Origin of the sequence: Streptacidiphilus melanogenes (assembly GCF_000787835.1) — a bacterium.
Taxonomy (GTDB): Bacteria; Actinomycetota; Actinomycetes; order Streptomycetales; family Streptomycetaceae; genus Streptacidiphilus; species Streptacidiphilus melanogenes.
The window spans coordinates 47,978-63,374 of the sequence record NZ_BBPP01000022.1; the positions used below are offsets into that span (position 1 = coordinate 47,978).

Below are 15,397 nucleotides of genomic sequence, written 5' to 3' on the forward strand. Positions count from 1 at the left end.
GTCAGTATCAGTCAGGGGCCCGCAGGACCGGTGGGTGCAGGCTGCGTCCGGCCCGGGAGCGCCGGACACGCCCGCGTGGCGGGGCCTCACCTTGCGAGCCGTGCACGCCTGACGATGCGTGCGCGCCGGACCTGACGGTGCGTGCGCGCCGGACCGGACGCCCTCGGTCGGGCGCGGCGTCCCGCTAGGCCTTGGCGCAGTCGGGGCAGAGGCCGCGGTAGGTGACCTCGACACCGGAGATGGTGAAGCCGTAGCGCTCGGCGGCCGGAAGGGAGCCGAGCGGGTCGCCTGCCGGGTGGACGTCGCGGATCGTGCCGCAGCCCTCGCAGATGAGGTGCTGGTGGGCATGGCGCGCGTTCGGGTCGTACCGTTTGGCGCGGCCGTCCGTGGAGACTTCGAGCACCTCGCCCAGGGAGACGAGCTCACCGAGGGTGTTGTAGACCGTCGCCCGGCTGATCTCGGGAAGCAGTTCCACCGCGCGGGCGTGGATCTCGTCGGCGGTGTAGTGGACGTGGTCGCCGTCCAGGACCTGTGCGACGACCCGACGTTGCGCGGTGAGTCGCCATCCGCGATCCCGGAGCCGTTCCAGCAGGTCACTCATAGGGGAGAGGGTAGCAGGGGGCCGGAGAGCGTTCGGTTTTGGACAAGATCCAATACTGGATCACACCTCAGACGGCGGAGTTCTCAGCCTCGGTCTGCGTCTCGCTCCCGGTCTCGTCCAGCCAGGCTTCGGCCTTCTTCTCGGCGCGGCGCTTGAGGAGGACCAGGCCGATGACGACGACGGCCCCGGCGCCGACCGCGAGCCAGCTCGCCAGCGAGGCGTAGTGCTCGACCCGGTGCCAGCCGGCTCCGGCGAAGTAGCCGAGCAGGACGAAGCCCGTGGCCCAGACCGCTCCGCCGAGCAGGTTCCACCGGGCGAAGGTGCGGTAGGGCATCTCGGAGACGCCGCACAGGCCCGGGACCAGCGCGCGCAGGGCCGCGGCGAAGCGGCCGGCGAAGACGGCCTTTCCGCCGAGGCGCCGGATCAGCTCCTTGCTCTGACGGATGCTGGCGGGCTTGATCAGGCGCTCCGGCAGGCGGGCGAGCAGCGTGTCGCCCCACCGCTTGCCGACCGCGTAGCCGATCCCGTCGCCGATCACCGCACCGAGGATCGCCACGAGCAGCACCGCCCACAGCTGGGTGTGGCCGTTGTAGGCGGTGACGCCGCCGATCACCACGGCGGTCTCGCCGGGGATCAGAAACCCGAGGAAGACCGAGGACTCCAGGGCGGGGAGCAGGAAGACGGCGATCAGCACCAGCGTCCCGTTGAGCGAGAGCAGGTGGTCGCTGATCCAGGACATCGGCGGTCCTCACGGCACGAGCGGACAGGGCGGACATCACCGTACCGTCCGCCGGGGTAAGGGCGTGGTCAGCGACGAACGTGCCGGGCGGCCCGCCGACTGCCCGTCCGCCCGCCCTCTGTCCGCCTGCCCGCCGTCCGACCGGCCCCAGCCGGACAGGCCCGGCCCAGGCAGCCGGCAGACGGCGACGGTGCGGCTGCCTCAGCCCAGGCGGTGGAGTGCCTCGCCGTGCAGCAGGCCGTTGCTGGCGACGGCGTTGCCGCTGCGGACACCGGGGATGCCGTCGAGGCCGGTGAAGCGGCCGCCCGCCTCCTCGACGATGACGCAGTTGGCGGCCATGTCCCAGAGGCTGAGCTCGGGTTCGGCCGCGATGTCCACGGCGCCCTCGGCGACCATCATGTAGGACCAGAAGTCGCCGTAGGCGCGGGTGCGCCAGCAGGCCCGGGTGAGGTCGAGGAAGGCGTCCAGCTTGCCGCGCTCCTCCCAGCCGGTGAGCGAGGAGTAGGAGAACGAGGCGTCCTCGAGGCGGGAGACCTCCGACACGCGGATACGGCTGGCCCGGGTGAGGCTGCGGCCGGTGAACGCACCGGTGCCCCGGGCCGCCCACCAGCGGCGTCCGAGCGCGGGGGCGGAGACCAGTCCGACGACGGGTTGTTCGCCACCGGGGCCGGCCTCCATCAGCGCGATCAGCGTGGCCCAGACCGGGACGCCGCGGATGAAGTTCTTGGTGCCGTCGATCGGGTCGATGACCCAGCGGCGGGGGCTCTGGCCGGTGGTGGTGCCGAACTCCTCGCCGAGGACGGTGTCGCGTGGCCGGGCGCGGGAGAGGTCGCTGCGGAGGAGGTCCTCGACGGCCTTGTCCGCGTCGCTGACCGGGGTGAGGTCCGGTTTGGTCTCGACGGCGAGGTCGAGCGCGCGGAAGCGGTCGAGGGTCACCGAGTCGGCGTGGTCCGCGAGGACGTGGGCGAGGCGCAGATCGTCGGAGTAGTCGGCCATGCCCCGAACAGTAACGATCTCGACCGGTGCGGGCCAGCGTCGTCCACGCCGTGCCGCGCGCCGATCGAGGTGCACCGCGCGGCGGGGGATCGGGCCCTTCGCAGGAGCGCCGCCTCACGGAGGGCCGACATGGAACGTCCCGGTTCGTTCTTTTGGCCGTGACCGTCGGGTCAGTGGGCCGAGCCGCTGAGCTGGAGGCCGACCACGCCCGTGAGGACGAGCGCGATCGAGACCAGCTTGAGCACGGAGACCGCCTCGCCCAGCCAGATCATTCCGACGATCGCGGTGCCGCCGGCGCCGATCCCGGTCCACACGGCGTAAGCCGGGCCGACCTCGAGCGTCTTGAGCGAGAGTGTCAGCAGACCGAAGCTGCCCAGGGCGAAGGCGGCGAAGCCGACAGTGGGCCAGATGTTGGTGAAGCCGTGGCTGAGTTTCAGACAGACGGCGAAGCCGGTCTCCAGAAGCCCCGCGATGATCACCAGCAGCCAGGCCACAGCGTCCTCCCGGAAACCGACGACCGCTTCACACCATGATCGACGCGCTTCGGGCCTTCGGCATCTCGACGCATCTCGACGGATCTCGACGCGTCGCGGCGGGGCGGCGCCGCATCTCGGTGCGGCGTGGCCTCTCCCGGCATCGACCGACGGGCTCCGGAGCCCGTCGGCCGAGGTCAGTCGCCCTCGTGGGCCTCGCGGGTGGAGAGGAGACGGCGCAGCGAGTAGAGGCGGGCCGGGTCGGCGTGGCCGTCGGCGACCCACGCGTCGAGGGCGCAGTCGGGCTCGTCGTGGGAGCAGGCGCGAGGGCAGTCGACGGTGCCCGGTTCGAGGTCCGGGAAGGCGTGGATGACGCGGGACGGCTCGATGTGGGAGAGCCCGAAGCTGCGGAAGCCCGGGGTGTCGATGACCCAGCCGGACTCCTGGCCCTTCGCCGCGGGCAGGCGCAGGGCCAGCGCGGAGGTCGTGGTGTGCCGGCCGCGGCCGGTGACCGCGTTGACGTGGCCGGTCTGGCGCTGGCGGTCGGGGACGAGCGCGTTCACCAGGGTGGTCTTGCCGACGCCGCTGTGGCCGATGAAGACCGTGGACAGGCCGCGCAGCAGCTCGCGGACCGTTTCCGCGCCGTCGGTGGCGAGGGTGTCGCGGCTGGTGACCACGTGCTGGACGCCGAGCGGCGCGTAGGTCTCCAGCAGCGACTCGGGCCCCGCCAGGTCCGACTTGGTCAGCACCAGCAGCGGCTCCATGCCCGCGTCGTAGGCGGCGACCAGGCAGCGGTCGATGAGGCGCGGACGGGGCTCGGGGTCGGCGAGTGCGGTGACGATGGCCAGCTGGTCGGCGTTGGCGACGACGATGCGCTCGTAGGGGTCGTCGTCGTCCGCGGTGCGGCGCAGCACCGAGTCGCGGTCCTCGACGCGGACGATGCGGGCCAGGGAGCCGTCCTCGCCGGAGAGGTCACCGACCAGGGCGACGCGGTCGCCGACGACGACGCCCTTGCGGCCGAGTTCGCGGGCCTTCATCGCGGCGATCTCACGCTCGCGCTTGGTGCCCTCCTCGACCAGGCAGGTGAACCGGCCGCGGTCGATGGTGAGGACCATCCCCTCGGCGGCGTCCTCGTGGGTGGGACGGATCCGCGTGCGCGGGCGGGAACCGCGTCGGGAGGGGCGTTGGCGGATGTCGTCCTCGTCGGCGTCCTTGCCGTAGCGGCGCATGGCGGTACCCCTAGCCCTTCCCACCCGTGGCGGCGGTCGGCAACGGGCCTTCCTTCGACCCGAGCAGCTCGGCCCACAGGTCGGGGAAGCCGGGCAGGGTCTTGGCGGTGGTGGCGATGTTCTCGACCTCGACGCCGGGGACGACCAGACCGATCACGGCCGCGGCCGTGGCCAGGCGGTGGTCCTCGTAGGTGTGGAAGACGCCGCCGTGCAGCGGACGCGGCGAGATGCGCAGGCCGTCCTCGGTCTCGGCGACGTCGCCGCCCAGCGCGTTGAACTCGCGGGCGAGGGCGGCCAGCCGGTCCGTCTCGTGCAGGCGCAGGTGCGCGATGCCGCGCAGCGTGGAGGGGGAGTCGGCGAGGAGCGCGACGGCGGCGACCACGGGGGTCAGCTCGCCGACGGCGTGCAGGTCCGCGTCGATGCCGTGGACCCGGCCCGTGCCGGTGAAGCGCAGGCCGTCAGCTGTGAACTCGCAGGTGCCGCCCATCCGTGTGAACAGGTCCCGCAGCTCGTCACCCGGCTGGCTGGTGCGGGCGGGCCAGTCGCGGACGGTGACGGCGCCGCCGGTGACCAGGGCGGCGGCCAGGAACGGCGCGGCGTTGGAGAGGTCGGGCTCGACCACCACGTCCCGGCCGAGCAGGGCGCCGGGCGCGACGCGCCACACGTCCGGCTCGCCGCCGTCCTCGGGGGCGTCGACCTGGGCGCCGGCGGCGCGGAGCATCTCCACCGTCATCCGGATGTGGGGGAGCGACGGAACCGGCTCGCCCACGTGCCGGACCTCGACGCCGTGCTGGAAGCGGGCGCCGGACAGCAGCAGCGCGCTGACGAACTGCGAGGAGCTGGAGGCGTCGACCGTCACCGTGCCGCCGACCAGGCCTCCGGTGCCGTGGACGGTCATCGGCAGTGCGCCGCGGCCGCCGTCCTCGATGCGGGCGCCGAGGGCGCGCAGCGCCTCGATGACGCCGCCGAGGGGGCGCTCGTGCGAGCGCGGGTCGCCGTCGAAGTGGACGGGGCCGTCGGCCAGTGCGGCGACCGGCGGCAGGAAGCGCATCACGGTGCCGGCGTTGCCGACGTCGATGGTGGCCGGTCCGCCGAGGGGTGCGGGCAGCACCCGCCAGGCCTCGCCGCCGCCGCTGACGCCGCTGCTGGAGTTGAGGGTGTCCTCGACGCCGACGCCGAGCGCGCGCAGGCCCTCGGCCATGAGCAGGCTGTCGCGGCTGCGCAGTGGGCGTCGCACGTAGCCGGGCTGGGCGGCGAGAGCGGCCAGCACCAAGGCGCGGTTGGTCGCTGACTTGGAGCCGGGCACGGTGACCACCGCGTCCACGGGATCGGTCGCGGTCGGGGCGGGCCAGTGCAGCTCGGTCATGAGCACACAGCTTAGGCCCCGAACTGGTTGGGGCTCGGAACGGCGACCGCGGAACCGGCCACGGTGATGAGGCGGCGGGGTTGGAGAAGCGGGTGGAGCAGCGGGTGGAGAAGAGTGGGTGGCTTGCCGTGCGGGTGAGCCGCTACGGGAGGAGCCAGCGGGCGCCGAGGGCGAGGGAACCGAGGGAGACCACGAGGAAGAGGCCGACCCAGAGGATGCCGGGTATCCGGGTCAGGCGGGCGAGCTGGTCCGCGTCGGAGTCTCGGGCCTGGCGACGGGCGCGCTTGCTCTGCAGTTCGATCACCGGCCGGACGCCGCCGAGCAGCAGGAAGAAGACGCTGAGGTAGGCGAAGGCTCCCTGCAGTTCTGCGCCGCCGAACCAGGAGACGGAGAAACAGAGCGCGCCGGTTGTGAGCACGGTCAACACGCCGAAGGCGTTGCGCACCTCGATCAGCACGCCGAGCAGCAGTGCCACGACCGCCCACAGCAGCGCGGTGGTGTGACCGGCGGAGAGCAGCCACGCGCCGCCCAGACCGAGGAGGGAGGGGGCGATGTAGCCGGCGGCGGCTGTGAACACCATGCCGGGGCCGTAGGGCTTGCCGGAGGAGACGGTCAGGCCACTGGTGTCCGAGTGCAGCCGGATGCCGTGCAGGCGGCGGCGCATCAGCAACGCGATCAGGGCGTGCCCGCCCTCGTGGGCGATGGTCACCACGTTGCGGGTGAACTGCCATACGGCCCGCCAGCCGACCGCGAGCAGCGCGACTGCAGCCATGGCCCAGACCAGGGCGGAGCTCGGCGCGGTCTGCGTGCCGGTCACCTGGTCCCAGACCTGGCTGATGCTGTGCGCCTCCATGCCGCGGTGCCCCTGCCTTCCGTGTTTCCCGGTTCCTGCGGTTGTCGGACGGTCCCAGGGCAATCCCCGGACGGTCGTCGGACGAGGCGAGCAGCCTCGCACAGGTGGACGCCGGCGAGCCACGTCGCGGTTCGCCGCGGATCAGCCGGGCGTTGTCACCGGAGCAATAAAACCCTAGGGTAATTTACCCATGGGTAATATCTAGGCCGCTGGGAGCAGCCCTCATGCCCGAGACCGCCACTCGTCCCGAATCCGACCCCGGTACCCCCGCCCGTGCCCGCTCCTGGTGGGGCTGGGGCTACACCGACGCACACCCCGACGACGCGGAATGCGTCGCGATGGGATCGCTGCTGCCCGGCACCCTGGCCGCTCCGCTGCCGGTCCCGCAGGTGGCGGACCTGAACATCGGCCGTCCCGCCCTGACGCCTCCGGCCTCCCTGGGGCACCTGGTGACCGCCGATCCGGGGGAGCGCGCCGCCCACGCCATGGGCAAGGCCTACCGTGACGTCATCCGAGCCCTGCGCGGCCGCCCGGGCCGGATCCCCGACCTCGTGGCCCGCCCGGAGCGCGACCAGGACGTCGCCGACCTGCTGGACTGGGCCGGTGCGCACCAGGTGGCCGTGATCCCCTTCGGCGGCGGGTCCTCGGTGGTCGGCGGGGTCGAGTACCGCGGCGACGCCCACCGCGCCGTGCTCTCGCTCGATCTGACCTCGATGGACCGGGTTCTCGAGATCGACGCCGCGAGCCGCTCCGCCCGCATCCAGGCCGGGGCGCTCGGTCCCGTGCTGGAGGACCAGCTGCGGCCCCACGGCCTCACGCTGCGCCACTTCCCGCAGAGCTTCGAGTTCTCCACCCTCGGCGGCTGGCTGGCCACCCGGGCCGGCGGCCACTACGCCACCGTCCACACCCACATCGACGACTTCGTCCAGTCCCTGCGCGTCGTGGCACCCGCCGCGACGGGCGAGTCCTGGCGGCTGCCGGGCTCGGGCGCGGGTCCGTCCCCCGACCGCATGTTCCTGGGCTCCGAGGGCACGCTCGGTGTCATCACCGAGGCGTGGATGCGACTGCAGGAGCGCCCCCGCCACAAGGCGTCGGCGTCCGTGGCCTTCGCCGACTTCGGCCGGGCGCTCGACGCGGTGCGCGCCGTCGCCCAGTCCGACCTGGCTCCGGCCAACTGCCGTCTGCTCGACCCCGGCGAGGCCGCCCTGGCCGGCGCCTCGCGGGACGGCTCCAGCGTCCTGGTCCTGGGCTTCGAATCGGCCACGGCCCCGGTCGGCGACCGGCTCGCGACGGCCGTCGATCTGGCGCGCGCCCACGGCGGCCGGGGCGAGACGCCGACGACGGGCCGCGCAGCCGCCACCCCAGCCGCCGATTCGGCTGCCGGGGGCGCCGGGTCGGGCGCCGACTCGGCCGTGACCGCCTGGCGCTCGGCGTTCCTGCGCATGCCCTACCTGCGGGACGGCCTGGCCCGGATGGGCGCGGTCGTCGAGACCTTCGAGACCGCCGCCACCTGGGACAGGCTGCCCGCCCTGATCGACGCCGTCCGCACCGAGGTCGGCGCGGCCGCGCTCAAGGCCACCGGGCACCCGGCCACCATCAACTGCCGTCTCACGCACGTCTATCCGGACGGAGCGGCCCCCTACTTCACCGTGGCCGTCGCCGGCCGCCCCGGCGAGGAGGTGGAGATCTGGGACGAGATCAAGGCCGTGGCGAGCGACGTCCTGCACCGTCACCGCGCCACCATCACCCATCACCACGCCGTCGGCCGCGATCACCGTCCCGGCTACGACCTGCAGCGTCCCGAGCCGTTCGCGCTGGCGCTGCGCGCCGCCAAGGACGCCCTGGACCCGCACCGCATCCTCAACCCCGGCGTCCTGCTCGACTGAGACGCACGAGGTGCGTGAGGCGACCGAGGCGACCGAAGCGACCTCCGCGCATGGGCGTGTGAGGTGACCGAGGCGGCCCCTGTGCCTCGCGGTGGGTCGGGGCCGCGTGGAGTTCCCACCTCCGCCCAGGGGGCGACCTGGCAAGGTGGAACCCATGTGCGGACGGTATGCGTCGAGTCGGAAGCCCGAGGACCTGGTCGAGCTCTTCGAGGTGAAGAGCTGGGACGCCCAGGAGACGCTCCCGGCCGACTACAACGTCGCGCCGACCAAGGACGTCTACGCGGTGCTGGAACGTCCCGTCCGGGACCTCGGACCCGCCCCGGTGCGGCAGCTGCGGGTGCTGCGCTGGGGCCTGGTCCCCTCCTGGGCGAAGGACCCGGGCGTGGGCGTGAAGATGTTCAACGCGCGCGCCGAGACGGTTCACGAGAAGCCCGCCTACCGTCGGGCGTTCACGACGCGGCGCTGCCTGCTCCCCGCCGACGGCTACTTCGAGTGGCACACCCCCGAGAAGGAGCCCGGCCGGAAGAAGGCGCCGAAGAAGCAGCCGTACTTCGTGACCCCGAAGGACGGCGCGGAGATGGCCTTCGCCGGGCTCTACGAGTTCTGGCGGGACCGGAACATCCCCGAGGACGACCCGGCGGCCTGGCTGACCACCTGCACGATCATCACGACCGCCGCCGAACCGGAGCTGGCGGACGTGCACCCGCGGATGCCCCTCGTCCTGCCGCGCGACCGCTGGGACGACTGGCTGGACCGCTCGTTCACGGACGCGGACGAGCTGCAGGCGCTGCTGGCACCGCCCACTCCGGGCCTGATGGAGCTGCGGCCGGTCGGAGACGCGGTCGGAAACTTCCGCAACAACGGGCCCGAGCTGCTGGACCGGGCGGAGCCGGAGGAGATCGTGGAGACGCTCTTCTGAGACCATGGACGTGGAGACGCCACGAACGGGAATGTACGGGTGAGCCCGCTGGTTGAGCCCACTGACAGGATCGAGTCAGGTCGCACGCGTCAGTGGAAGGCAGCTCATGGTTCCAGCAGCATGCCCCGCCCGTCCGGAGGAGAATGCCCAGTCGTTCCTCGCCTGGGCGGACTGGCCTGTCGCGGGCGATTCCGCGCAGAGCCAGATAGTCTCCATGGCGAGCACGCACGGCATTGCTGAGGAGGTGGGTCCGGTCGCCGAGAAGGACATCGAGGAGACCGAGGCGGAGCGCGCACAGCGCTTCGAGCGGGACGCTCTGGGCTACCTGGACCAGCTCTACTCCGCCGCCTTGCGGATGACCCGCAACCCGGCGGACGCCGAGGACCTGCTCCAGGAGACCTTCGTCAAGGCGTTCGCCTCCTTCCACCAGTTCCGTGAGGGCACGAACCTCAAGGCCTGGCTCTACCGCATCCTGACGAACACCTTCATCAACTCCTACCGGAAGAAGCAGCGCGAGCCGCAGCGCACCGGTGCGGACGAGATCGAGGACTGGCAGCTGGCGCGGGCCGAGTCGCACATGTCGACGGGTCTGCGGTCGGCGGAGGCGCAGGCGCTGGACCACCTCCCGGACAGCGACGTGAAGGAAGCCCTGCAGGCGATCCCGGAGGAGTTCCGCATCGCGGTGTATCTCGCCGACGTCGAGGGCTTCGCGTACAAGGAGATTGCCGACATCATGGGGACACCCATCGGTACGGTGATGTCCCGACTGCACCGCGGGCGCCGCCAGCTGCGGTCCCTGCTGGAGGACTACGCTCGTGAGCGCGGGTTGGTCCCGGCCGGTACTGGCACGGGGGATGACCGGAAAGGCGCGGACTCATGAGCTGCGGCAACCACCACGACACTCCGTGCGAGGACGTGCTCGACCACTTGTACGAGTACCTCGACAACGAGATGGGCGCAGCGGAGTGCGCGAAGCTGCGCGAGCATCTCGACGAGTGCAGCCCGTGCCTGGAGAAGTACGGGCTGGAGCAGGCGATCAAGGCGCTGGTGAAGCGCAGCTGCGGCTGTGACACCGCCCCGACCGATCTGCGCGGCAAGGTCATGGCCCGCATCGAGCGCATCCGTGCCGGCCTTCCGGTCGAGGGCGACGTCCTCTCGGAGCACACGCCCGCCCCGGCGGCGGAGTAGACGGACGAGCAGGGCCGCGGTCGGCGAGGTTCCGACGCCCCGACCGTGCCCCTGACGTGGACCGTTAGGTTTTTTCGGCGCCATGTGGCTTGCCGTTGCCAGAATTTGACGCATCAGACGTTTGAAACCGCGCCATGTGAAGAAATCGTGCTGTCCTGCCCGCATCAAGACCGTGGGCCTGGGTAAGCAGTCACCCGATCGTGGAGTTTTTCGTGGAACGCCCGCTGCTGTGCGGGCGCTGTGCGATGAACTGAGGCTGGGCCGGGGACCATGGCGAAAGCGGAGCGGAGTCGGTGGCGGAGGCGGGCGGGAAGCCCCTATCGCGTGGGGGGCGGGCCTACGCGGGGGCGGTGATCGTCGGGGCGTCGGTGTGCGTGGCGGCCTGCGGGGTCGGTGCGGGGCCCTGGGGCCGGGTCGCGGTGCTGGCCGCGTTGCACGGCACGTGTGAATGGCTGGTGCGACGTCAGACACGGGTGGGGGCGGTGGCCGAGGCCGTCGCCCCGGAGGTGAGCGCGCGCTGGGCGGCGTTCTTTCCGGTGCTGCTCGCGGCGGCGGCCCTGCTGCGGCCGGGGCCGGCCGCGCTGGTGCCGGTGCTGGGCGCGGTGCTCGCGCCCGCCGCGCCGCCACGGGCGCTGCGGCGGCTGTGGAACGCGGCGCAGCTCGCACTCGCGACGTGCGCGGCCGCGGGCGTCTTCCGGGGGCTCGGCGGGCCCGGGCAGCTGGCACGGCATCAGTTCCCGGCCGTGCTGGGTCCGGCGGTGGCGGCGGCGCTGGCCTTCTGCCTGGTCTCCGGTGTGCTCGCGGCGGGGATCAGGATCACGGCGGAGCGGGCCGATCCGCGCACGGTGTGGGGCGGGGCGCTGCTGCGCTCGCTCGTGCCCTGCCTCGGCTACGGGCTGATCGGGTTGATGATGGCGGTGCTGTGGCAGGGCCGGTACGGGGTCTTCTCGGCCGTGCTGGTGCTGTTGCCACTGACGGTGTCCTCGTGGGTCTTCGCCCAGTTCCAGCAGGAGGAGGCCGCGCACCAGGCGACGGTCAGCGCGCTGGTGCAGGCGGTGGAGATCAAGGACGAGTACACCCGCGGGCACAGCGAGCGGGTCAGCCGCGCCTCGGTGCTGATCGCGCGGGAGCTGCGGATGGCGGAGGAGCGGGTCGCCTCGCTGCGGATCGCCGGCGTGCTCCACGACATCGGCAAGCTCGGCGTGCCGACACGGGTGCTGCGCAAGAACGGTCCGCTCACGGACGACGAGCACGAGGCGGTGCAGCTGCACCCGACGTTCGGGCACGAGATGGTGCGCGGGATCGGCTTTCTCGGGGAGGCCCGGGAGGGCATCCTGCATCACCACGAGCGGATGGACGGGCGCGGCTACCCGTCCGGGCTGGCGGGCGATCAGATCCCCGAGTTCGCTCGGGTCATCGCGGTCGCGGACGCCTTCGACTCGATGACCTCCACCCGCTCCTACCGGCGGGCGCGGCCGGTGGACGAGGCGGTGACGGAGCTGGAGCGGTGCTCGGGCACCCAGTTCGATCCGACGATGGTCGGCGCGCTGATCCGTGCGGTGCGGCGGCACGGTTGGAGCCCGGCGCAGCCACGGCCGGGGGACGAGGATGCGCCTGACGTGCCCCTGGGCATCCGGGAGCCGAGCCGTGCGGGCCTCGTCGGATGACGCCCGGGGAGTCAGCCGACGAGCGCGGCTCAGCTCCGCAGGCGGCGCAGCCACCCGGTGTGCCGTCACAGCAGCCGGGCCAACCGCAGCACCGTTCACAGCAGGATTCCGACCAGGGTCAGTGCCCGCCGGACCAGTCGCAGCCGGACCGGTCGCAGCCGGACCACTGGCAGCCGGACCGGTCGCAGCCGGTTGAGTCAGGGCAGCCGGGCCGCCGGCAGGAGGGCCCGCCCCGACGGGGGCCGCACCAGCAGCCGCAGCCACGCCAGCGACGACGCGAGCCCCAGCAACCCCAGCAGCAACCACCGCCACCGCAACCCCAGCCCGCGTCGCAGCCGCCGCAGCAGAGGCGGGAGCCGATCGGGCGGGAGGGCCGATCCGCAGGGGCCTCCGGCCCGGTGGGGGCCGGCGAGGCGATGTCGCCCGGGCGGCGGCGGTGGCGGCGGGCGGCGGTGCACGCCGCGGCCGGGCTGCTGGTGCTGGGTTCACTCGGCTGGGTCAGCGTGTTCGGGTTCGTGGAGCCGTGGATCGCGCTCGCCTTCGGGGCCTTCGTCGCCGTCGGGGAGCTGGCACGGACGGCGTTGCCGGGGGAACGGGACCATGCGCCGCTGGGGGCGGCCGGGGCGCTGGGCTACGCCCTGCTCGGCAGCCTGGACGGCACGCGCACCCATCACGGGATGGCGCAGGTCGTGCTCGTCTGCACGGCCGGCGCGCTCATCGGCACCGTGCCGCGCCTGCTGCGGCGCCGTAGGCCGAAATGGGGCGCGGTGTCCCGGCGGGTGCTCAGCGTCGGCGCCGCGGCGCTGTTGTTCCAGCCGTTCTACAACCGGGGCGTTCTGCTGCGACACGGTCTCGAGCACGGGCCCGGCTACGCCGCGTACGTGGCGGTCTGCGCCGCGCTCTCCGCGGTGGTCGACGTGTCCCTGGCGGCGGTGCTGTCCGACACGCCGCTGCGGCGGGCGCTGCGGGACGAGGCGACGGCGGTGCTGCGGATCGGCTCGGCGGTCGCGGCCACGGGCGTGGTGATCGCCATCGCTGCGGGCGAGATCGGTCTGTGGGCGCTGCCGCTCTTCTCGGTGCCGCTGCTGCTGACCCTGGCCGGGTTCCGCCGCTACGCGGCGATCCGGGCGACGCAGCGCCAGACCATCGCGAGCCTGGCGCGGGCGACCGAGGTGGCCGGGTACACGCTGCCGGGACACGCCTGCCGGGTCTCCGAGCTCGCCTGCCGGGTCGGCCGGGAACTCGCGCTGTCCGACCAGGAGTTGCTGCTGCTCGAGTACGCCGCGCTGATGCACGACATCGGCCAGCTCTCGCTCGTCGACCCGATCCCGGGCGGCGCGACGGCGCTGCTGGACGACGAGGAGCAGCGTCGGATCGGACGGCTCGGCAGCGAGGTGATCCGCAGGACCGGGGTGCCGCCGCAGGTCGCCGAGATCGTGGCCCGTGCGGCGGAGCCGTACCGCCGTGCGGACGGCAGTCTCGACGAGGCCCAGCCGCTGGCCGCACGGATCATCCGGGTGGTCAACGCCTACGACGACCTCGCGTGCGACGACCCCGGTCCGGCTCGGCGCGAGGAGGTCTTGGCCCAGTTGCGAGCGGGAACCGAGCGTGACTACGAACCTCGTGTGGTGGAAGCGCTGGTCCGTGTCTGTCCACGGATCGCCGGGTAGGCAGCGGGCAAGGGGGTGCACGTGGTTGGATGCAGAGGCAGGGCCTTGCGGGTCCATGTGTCGACCTGTGGATGTGGCAACGCAACGTGTGCACGCCCGCGGCGTAGTGGTTACGCCGGGTGCTGGGGACCGACAAGCGGCAGGCTGAGGTGAAGATCTTCAATCGAGCACGGCAGAGGCCGTCCGCCAGCTGGCGGCAGACCACCGACCGCGCCTTCACGCTCATCGGGGACGGTCGGCTGGACGACGCCGGCGCATTGCTGGTCCGTGCGACGGACCTGGAGCCCTGGCTCTCCGACTCGTGGTTCAACCTGGCGTTGCTGCACAAGTTCCGCCGGGACTGGGACCAGGCGCGTGCAGCCGGGCTGCGCGCGGTCGCCCTGCTGGACCGCGGCAGCGGCGTGGGCGCACCCGACTGGTGGAACCTGGGCATCGCGGCGACGGCACTGCAGGACTGGGCCCTGGCCCGGCGCGCGTGGCAGGCGTACGGGCTGCGCGTGCCCGCCGGGGACGGGCCCGTGAGCCTGGATCTGGGCACGACGCCCGTCCGGCTCTCCCCCGAGGGGGAGTCCGAGGTCGTGTGGGGCCGAAGACTGGACCCGGCCAGAGTGGAGGTGCTGAGCATCCCGCTGCCGTCCTCCGGACGGCGCTGGGGCGAGGTCGTCCTCCACGACGGCTCCGCGCACGGCGAGCGGGTCGCGGACGGCGTGCCGTACCCCGTCTTCGACGAGATCGAGCTGTGGGCGCCGTCGCCCGTTCCGACGCACGTCGTGCTGCTCCAGGCGACGACGGAGGGCGACCGGGACGAGCTGGAGCGGTTGGTCTCGGAGGCCGGTTACGCGGCGGAGGACTGGACCTCGTCCGTGCGGCTGCTGTGCCGGGCGTGCAGTGAGAGCCGGATGGCCGCCGACGACGGCCACAGCGGTGCGCACGACCCGCACGACGACGGCCCGCTGGGCCGGTTGAGCCACCACGCCCAGGGGGAGCTGTGGGTGCCCGAACGGGAGTGCGGCCTCGCCGCGCCGGCGGGACTGGTGGGGGAGCTGCTGGACCGCTGGGTGATGGCGGCGCCCGCCCGGAGGGCCTACCGGGATCTTGAGGAAGTCTGCTGACGCGCCACGTACCCTTTGACGGAAGAGCTGAGCACAGTCGAAGGCGAGAGCATGTCGGAAGAGCAGTTGGAAGCGCCGCAGCAGGTGATCGGTGAGGAGCCGGACACCTCGCGCGGCACCGTGCGGCCCATCACCGTGGTCGGGAACCCGGTCCTGCACCACCCGTGTGCCACGGTGACCGAGTTCGGCCCCGAGCTGCACGCGCTGATCGACGACATGTTCGTCAGCATGTACGCCGCCGAGGGCGTGGGCCTGGCGGCGAACCAGATCGGGGTCGGCCAGCGGGTCTTCGTCTACGACTGCCCGGACGACGACAACGTCCGCCACATCGGCGTCGTGGTGAACCCAGTGCTGGACGACCTCGAGCCGTCCCAGCGGAACCTGGACGACGGCAACGAGGGCTGCCTGTCCGTGCCGGGCGCCTACGCCGAGCTGCCGCGCCCGGACTTCGCCGTGGTGCGCGGGCAGGACAAGGACGGCAAGGACATCGCCGTCGAGGGCACCGGTTTCTTCGCCCGCTGCCTGCAGCACGAGACCGATCACCTGAACGGCTACCTGTACATCGACCGGCTCTCCAAGCGCGACCGCAAGGACGCCCTGCGGCAGATGGAGGAGAAGACGCCGCGGTACGAGGTCGTTCCGAACGAGTGACAGCGTTCACCGCACGGAGGGCGTTCACCCGCCAGGGTGAACGCCCT

The 15,397-nt window shown here is 72.6% G+C and carries 15 protein-coding genes; 8 read left to right on the top strand and 7 right to left on the bottom strand.

Features of this window, described 5'->3' with window-relative positions; translation table 11 throughout:
• Positions 1 to 184 precede the first annotated feature (184 nt).
• The 7 genes from TR49_RS22670 to TR49_RS22700 all read right to left on the bottom strand — a co-directional run bounded on the left by TR49_RS22670 (position 185) and on the right by TR49_RS22700 (position 6,257).
• Positions 185 to 601 (bottom strand): Fur family transcriptional regulator, encoded by a 417-nt coding sequence (locus TR49_RS22670; RefSeq protein WP_042384398.1) that lies wholly within the window; start codon positions 599 to 601, stop codon positions 185 to 187.
• 67 nt (positions 602 to 668) lie between these two features.
• Positions 669 to 1,340, bottom strand: coding sequence for a DedA family protein (locus TR49_RS22675; protein ID WP_042384400.1), 672 nt, complete (start codon positions 1,338 to 1,340; stop codon positions 669 to 671).
• Between the two features lie 201 nt (positions 1,341 to 1,541).
• The gene (gene hisN, locus TR49_RS22680) at positions 1,542 to 2,336 is read right to left on the bottom strand and encodes a histidinol-phosphatase (protein WP_042384403.1); all 795 of its coding nucleotides are present in this window, start codon (positions 2,334 to 2,336) and stop codon (positions 1,542 to 1,544) included.
• Positions 2,337 to 2,506: 170 nt separating this feature from the next.
• Positions 2,507 to 2,830, bottom strand: a complete 324-nt coding sequence (locus tag TR49_RS22685) for a DMT family transporter (protein WP_042384406.1) — start codon at positions 2,828 to 2,830, stop codon at positions 2,507 to 2,509.
• Positions 2,831 to 3,006: 176 nt separating this feature from the next.
• Positions 3,007 to 4,038, bottom strand: coding sequence for a ribosome small subunit-dependent GTPase A (gene rsgA / locus TR49_RS22690; protein WP_042384407.1), 1,032 nt, complete (start codon positions 4,036 to 4,038; stop codon positions 3,007 to 3,009).
• Positions 4,039 to 4,048: 10 nt separating this feature from the next.
• A complete protein-coding gene (gene aroA / locus TR49_RS22695; protein ID WP_042384409.1) occupies positions 4,049 to 5,404 on the bottom strand; it encodes a 3-phosphoshikimate 1-carboxyvinyltransferase in 1,356 nt (451 codons plus the stop codon).
• Between the two features lie 142 nt (positions 5,405 to 5,546).
• Positions 5,547 to 6,257 carry a M50 family metallopeptidase gene (locus tag TR49_RS22700; protein ID WP_042384411.1) on the bottom strand — a complete coding sequence of 237 codons (711 nt, stop codon included), beginning with the start codon at positions 6,255 to 6,257 and terminating at the stop codon, positions 5,547 to 5,549.
• 224 nt (positions 6,258 to 6,481) lie between these two features.
• On the opposite strand from TR49_RS22700, the gene TR49_RS22705 reads away from it, so the two are divergent.
• The 8 genes from TR49_RS22705 (at position 6,482) to def (ending at position 15,350) form a co-directional block, all read left to right on the top strand.
• Positions 6,482 to 8,143 (top strand): FAD-binding oxidoreductase, encoded by a 1,662-nt coding sequence (locus tag TR49_RS22705; protein WP_042384414.1) that lies wholly within the window; start codon positions 6,482 to 6,484, stop codon positions 8,141 to 8,143.
• Between the two features lie 154 nt (positions 8,144 to 8,297).
• Positions 8,298 to 9,062, top strand: a complete 765-nt coding sequence (locus TR49_RS22710) for an SOS response-associated peptidase (RefSeq protein ID WP_042384415.1) — start codon at positions 8,298 to 8,300, stop codon at positions 9,060 to 9,062.
• A 214-nt stretch (positions 9,063 to 9,276) separates the two neighbouring features.
• The gene (locus TR49_RS22715; RefSeq protein ID WP_042384418.1) at positions 9,277 to 9,942 is read left to right on the top strand and encodes a sigma-70 family RNA polymerase sigma factor; all 666 of its coding nucleotides are present in this window, start codon (positions 9,277 to 9,279) and stop codon (positions 9,940 to 9,942) included.
• Positions 9,939 to 10,250, top strand: a complete 312-nt coding sequence (gene rsrA, locus TR49_RS22720) for a mycothiol system anti-sigma-R factor (RefSeq protein ID WP_042384421.1) — start codon at positions 9,939 to 9,941, stop codon at positions 10,248 to 10,250. The genes TR49_RS22715 and rsrA overlap by 4 nt, the downstream gene beginning before the upstream one ends.
• Before the next feature lie 350 nt (positions 10,251 to 10,600).
• Positions 10,601 to 11,917 carry an HD-GYP domain-containing protein gene (locus TR49_RS22725; RefSeq protein ID WP_063770152.1) on the top strand — a complete coding sequence of 439 codons (1,317 nt, stop codon included), beginning with the start codon at positions 10,601 to 10,603 and terminating at the stop codon, positions 11,915 to 11,917.
• Between the two features lie 398 nt (positions 11,918 to 12,315).
• The gene (locus tag TR49_RS22730) at positions 12,316 to 13,587 is read left to right on the top strand and encodes an HD-GYP domain-containing protein (RefSeq protein WP_236653495.1); all 1,272 of its coding nucleotides are present in this window, start codon (positions 12,316 to 12,318) and stop codon (positions 13,585 to 13,587) included.
• 149 nt (positions 13,588 to 13,736) lie between these two features.
• On the top strand, positions 13,737 to 14,699 hold the full coding sequence (locus TR49_RS22735; RefSeq protein ID WP_042384546.1) for a tetratricopeptide repeat protein: 963 nt from the start codon (positions 13,737 to 13,739) through the stop codon (positions 14,697 to 14,699).
• A gap of 51 nt (positions 14,700 to 14,750) precedes the next feature.
• Positions 14,751 to 15,350: a peptide deformylase gene (gene def / locus TR49_RS22740; RefSeq protein ID WP_042384424.1), complete on the top strand. Its 600-nt coding sequence runs from the start codon at positions 14,751 to 14,753 to the stop codon at positions 15,348 to 15,350.
• The last annotated feature ends 47 nt before the right edge of the window (positions 15,351 to 15,397 follow it).

Excerpts from the sequence above, each read along its gene's own strand:
- TR49_RS22670 (WP_042384398.1), bottom strand. The coding sequence starts at position 601 with ATGAGTGACCTGCTGGAACGGCTCCGGGATCGCGGATGGCGACTCACC.
- TR49_RS22675 (WP_042384400.1), bottom strand. The coding sequence starts at position 1,340 with ATGTCCTGGATCAGCGACCACCTGCTCTCGCTCAACGGGACGCTGGTG.
- hisN (WP_042384403.1), bottom strand. The coding sequence starts at position 2,336 with ATGGCCGACTACTCCGACGATCTGCGCCTCGCCCACGTCCTCGCGGAC.
- rsgA (WP_042384407.1), bottom strand. The coding sequence starts at position 4,038 with ATGCGCCGCTACGGCAAGGACGCCGACGAGGACGACATCCGCCAACGC.
- aroA (WP_042384409.1), bottom strand. The coding sequence starts at position 5,404 with ATGACCGAGCTGCACTGGCCCGCCCCGACCGCGACCGATCCCGTGGAC.
- TR49_RS22700 (WP_042384411.1), bottom strand. The coding sequence starts at position 6,257 with ATGGAGGCGCACAGCATCAGCCAGGTCTGGGACCAGGTGACCGGCACG.
- TR49_RS22705 (WP_042384414.1), top strand. The coding sequence starts at position 6,482 with ATGCCCGAGACCGCCACTCGTCCCGAATCCGACCCCGGTACCCCCGCC.
- TR49_RS22710 (WP_042384415.1), top strand. The coding sequence starts at position 8,298 with ATGTGCGGACGGTATGCGTCGAGTCGGAAGCCCGAGGACCTGGTCGAG.
- TR49_RS22715 (WP_042384418.1), top strand. The coding sequence starts at position 9,277 with ATGGCGAGCACGCACGGCATTGCTGAGGAGGTGGGTCCGGTCGCCGAG.
- rsrA (WP_042384421.1), top strand. The coding sequence starts at position 9,939 with ATGAGCTGCGGCAACCACCACGACACTCCGTGCGAGGACGTGCTCGAC.
- def (WP_042384424.1), top strand. The coding sequence starts at position 14,751 with ATGTCGGAAGAGCAGTTGGAAGCGCCGCAGCAGGTGATCGGTGAGGAG.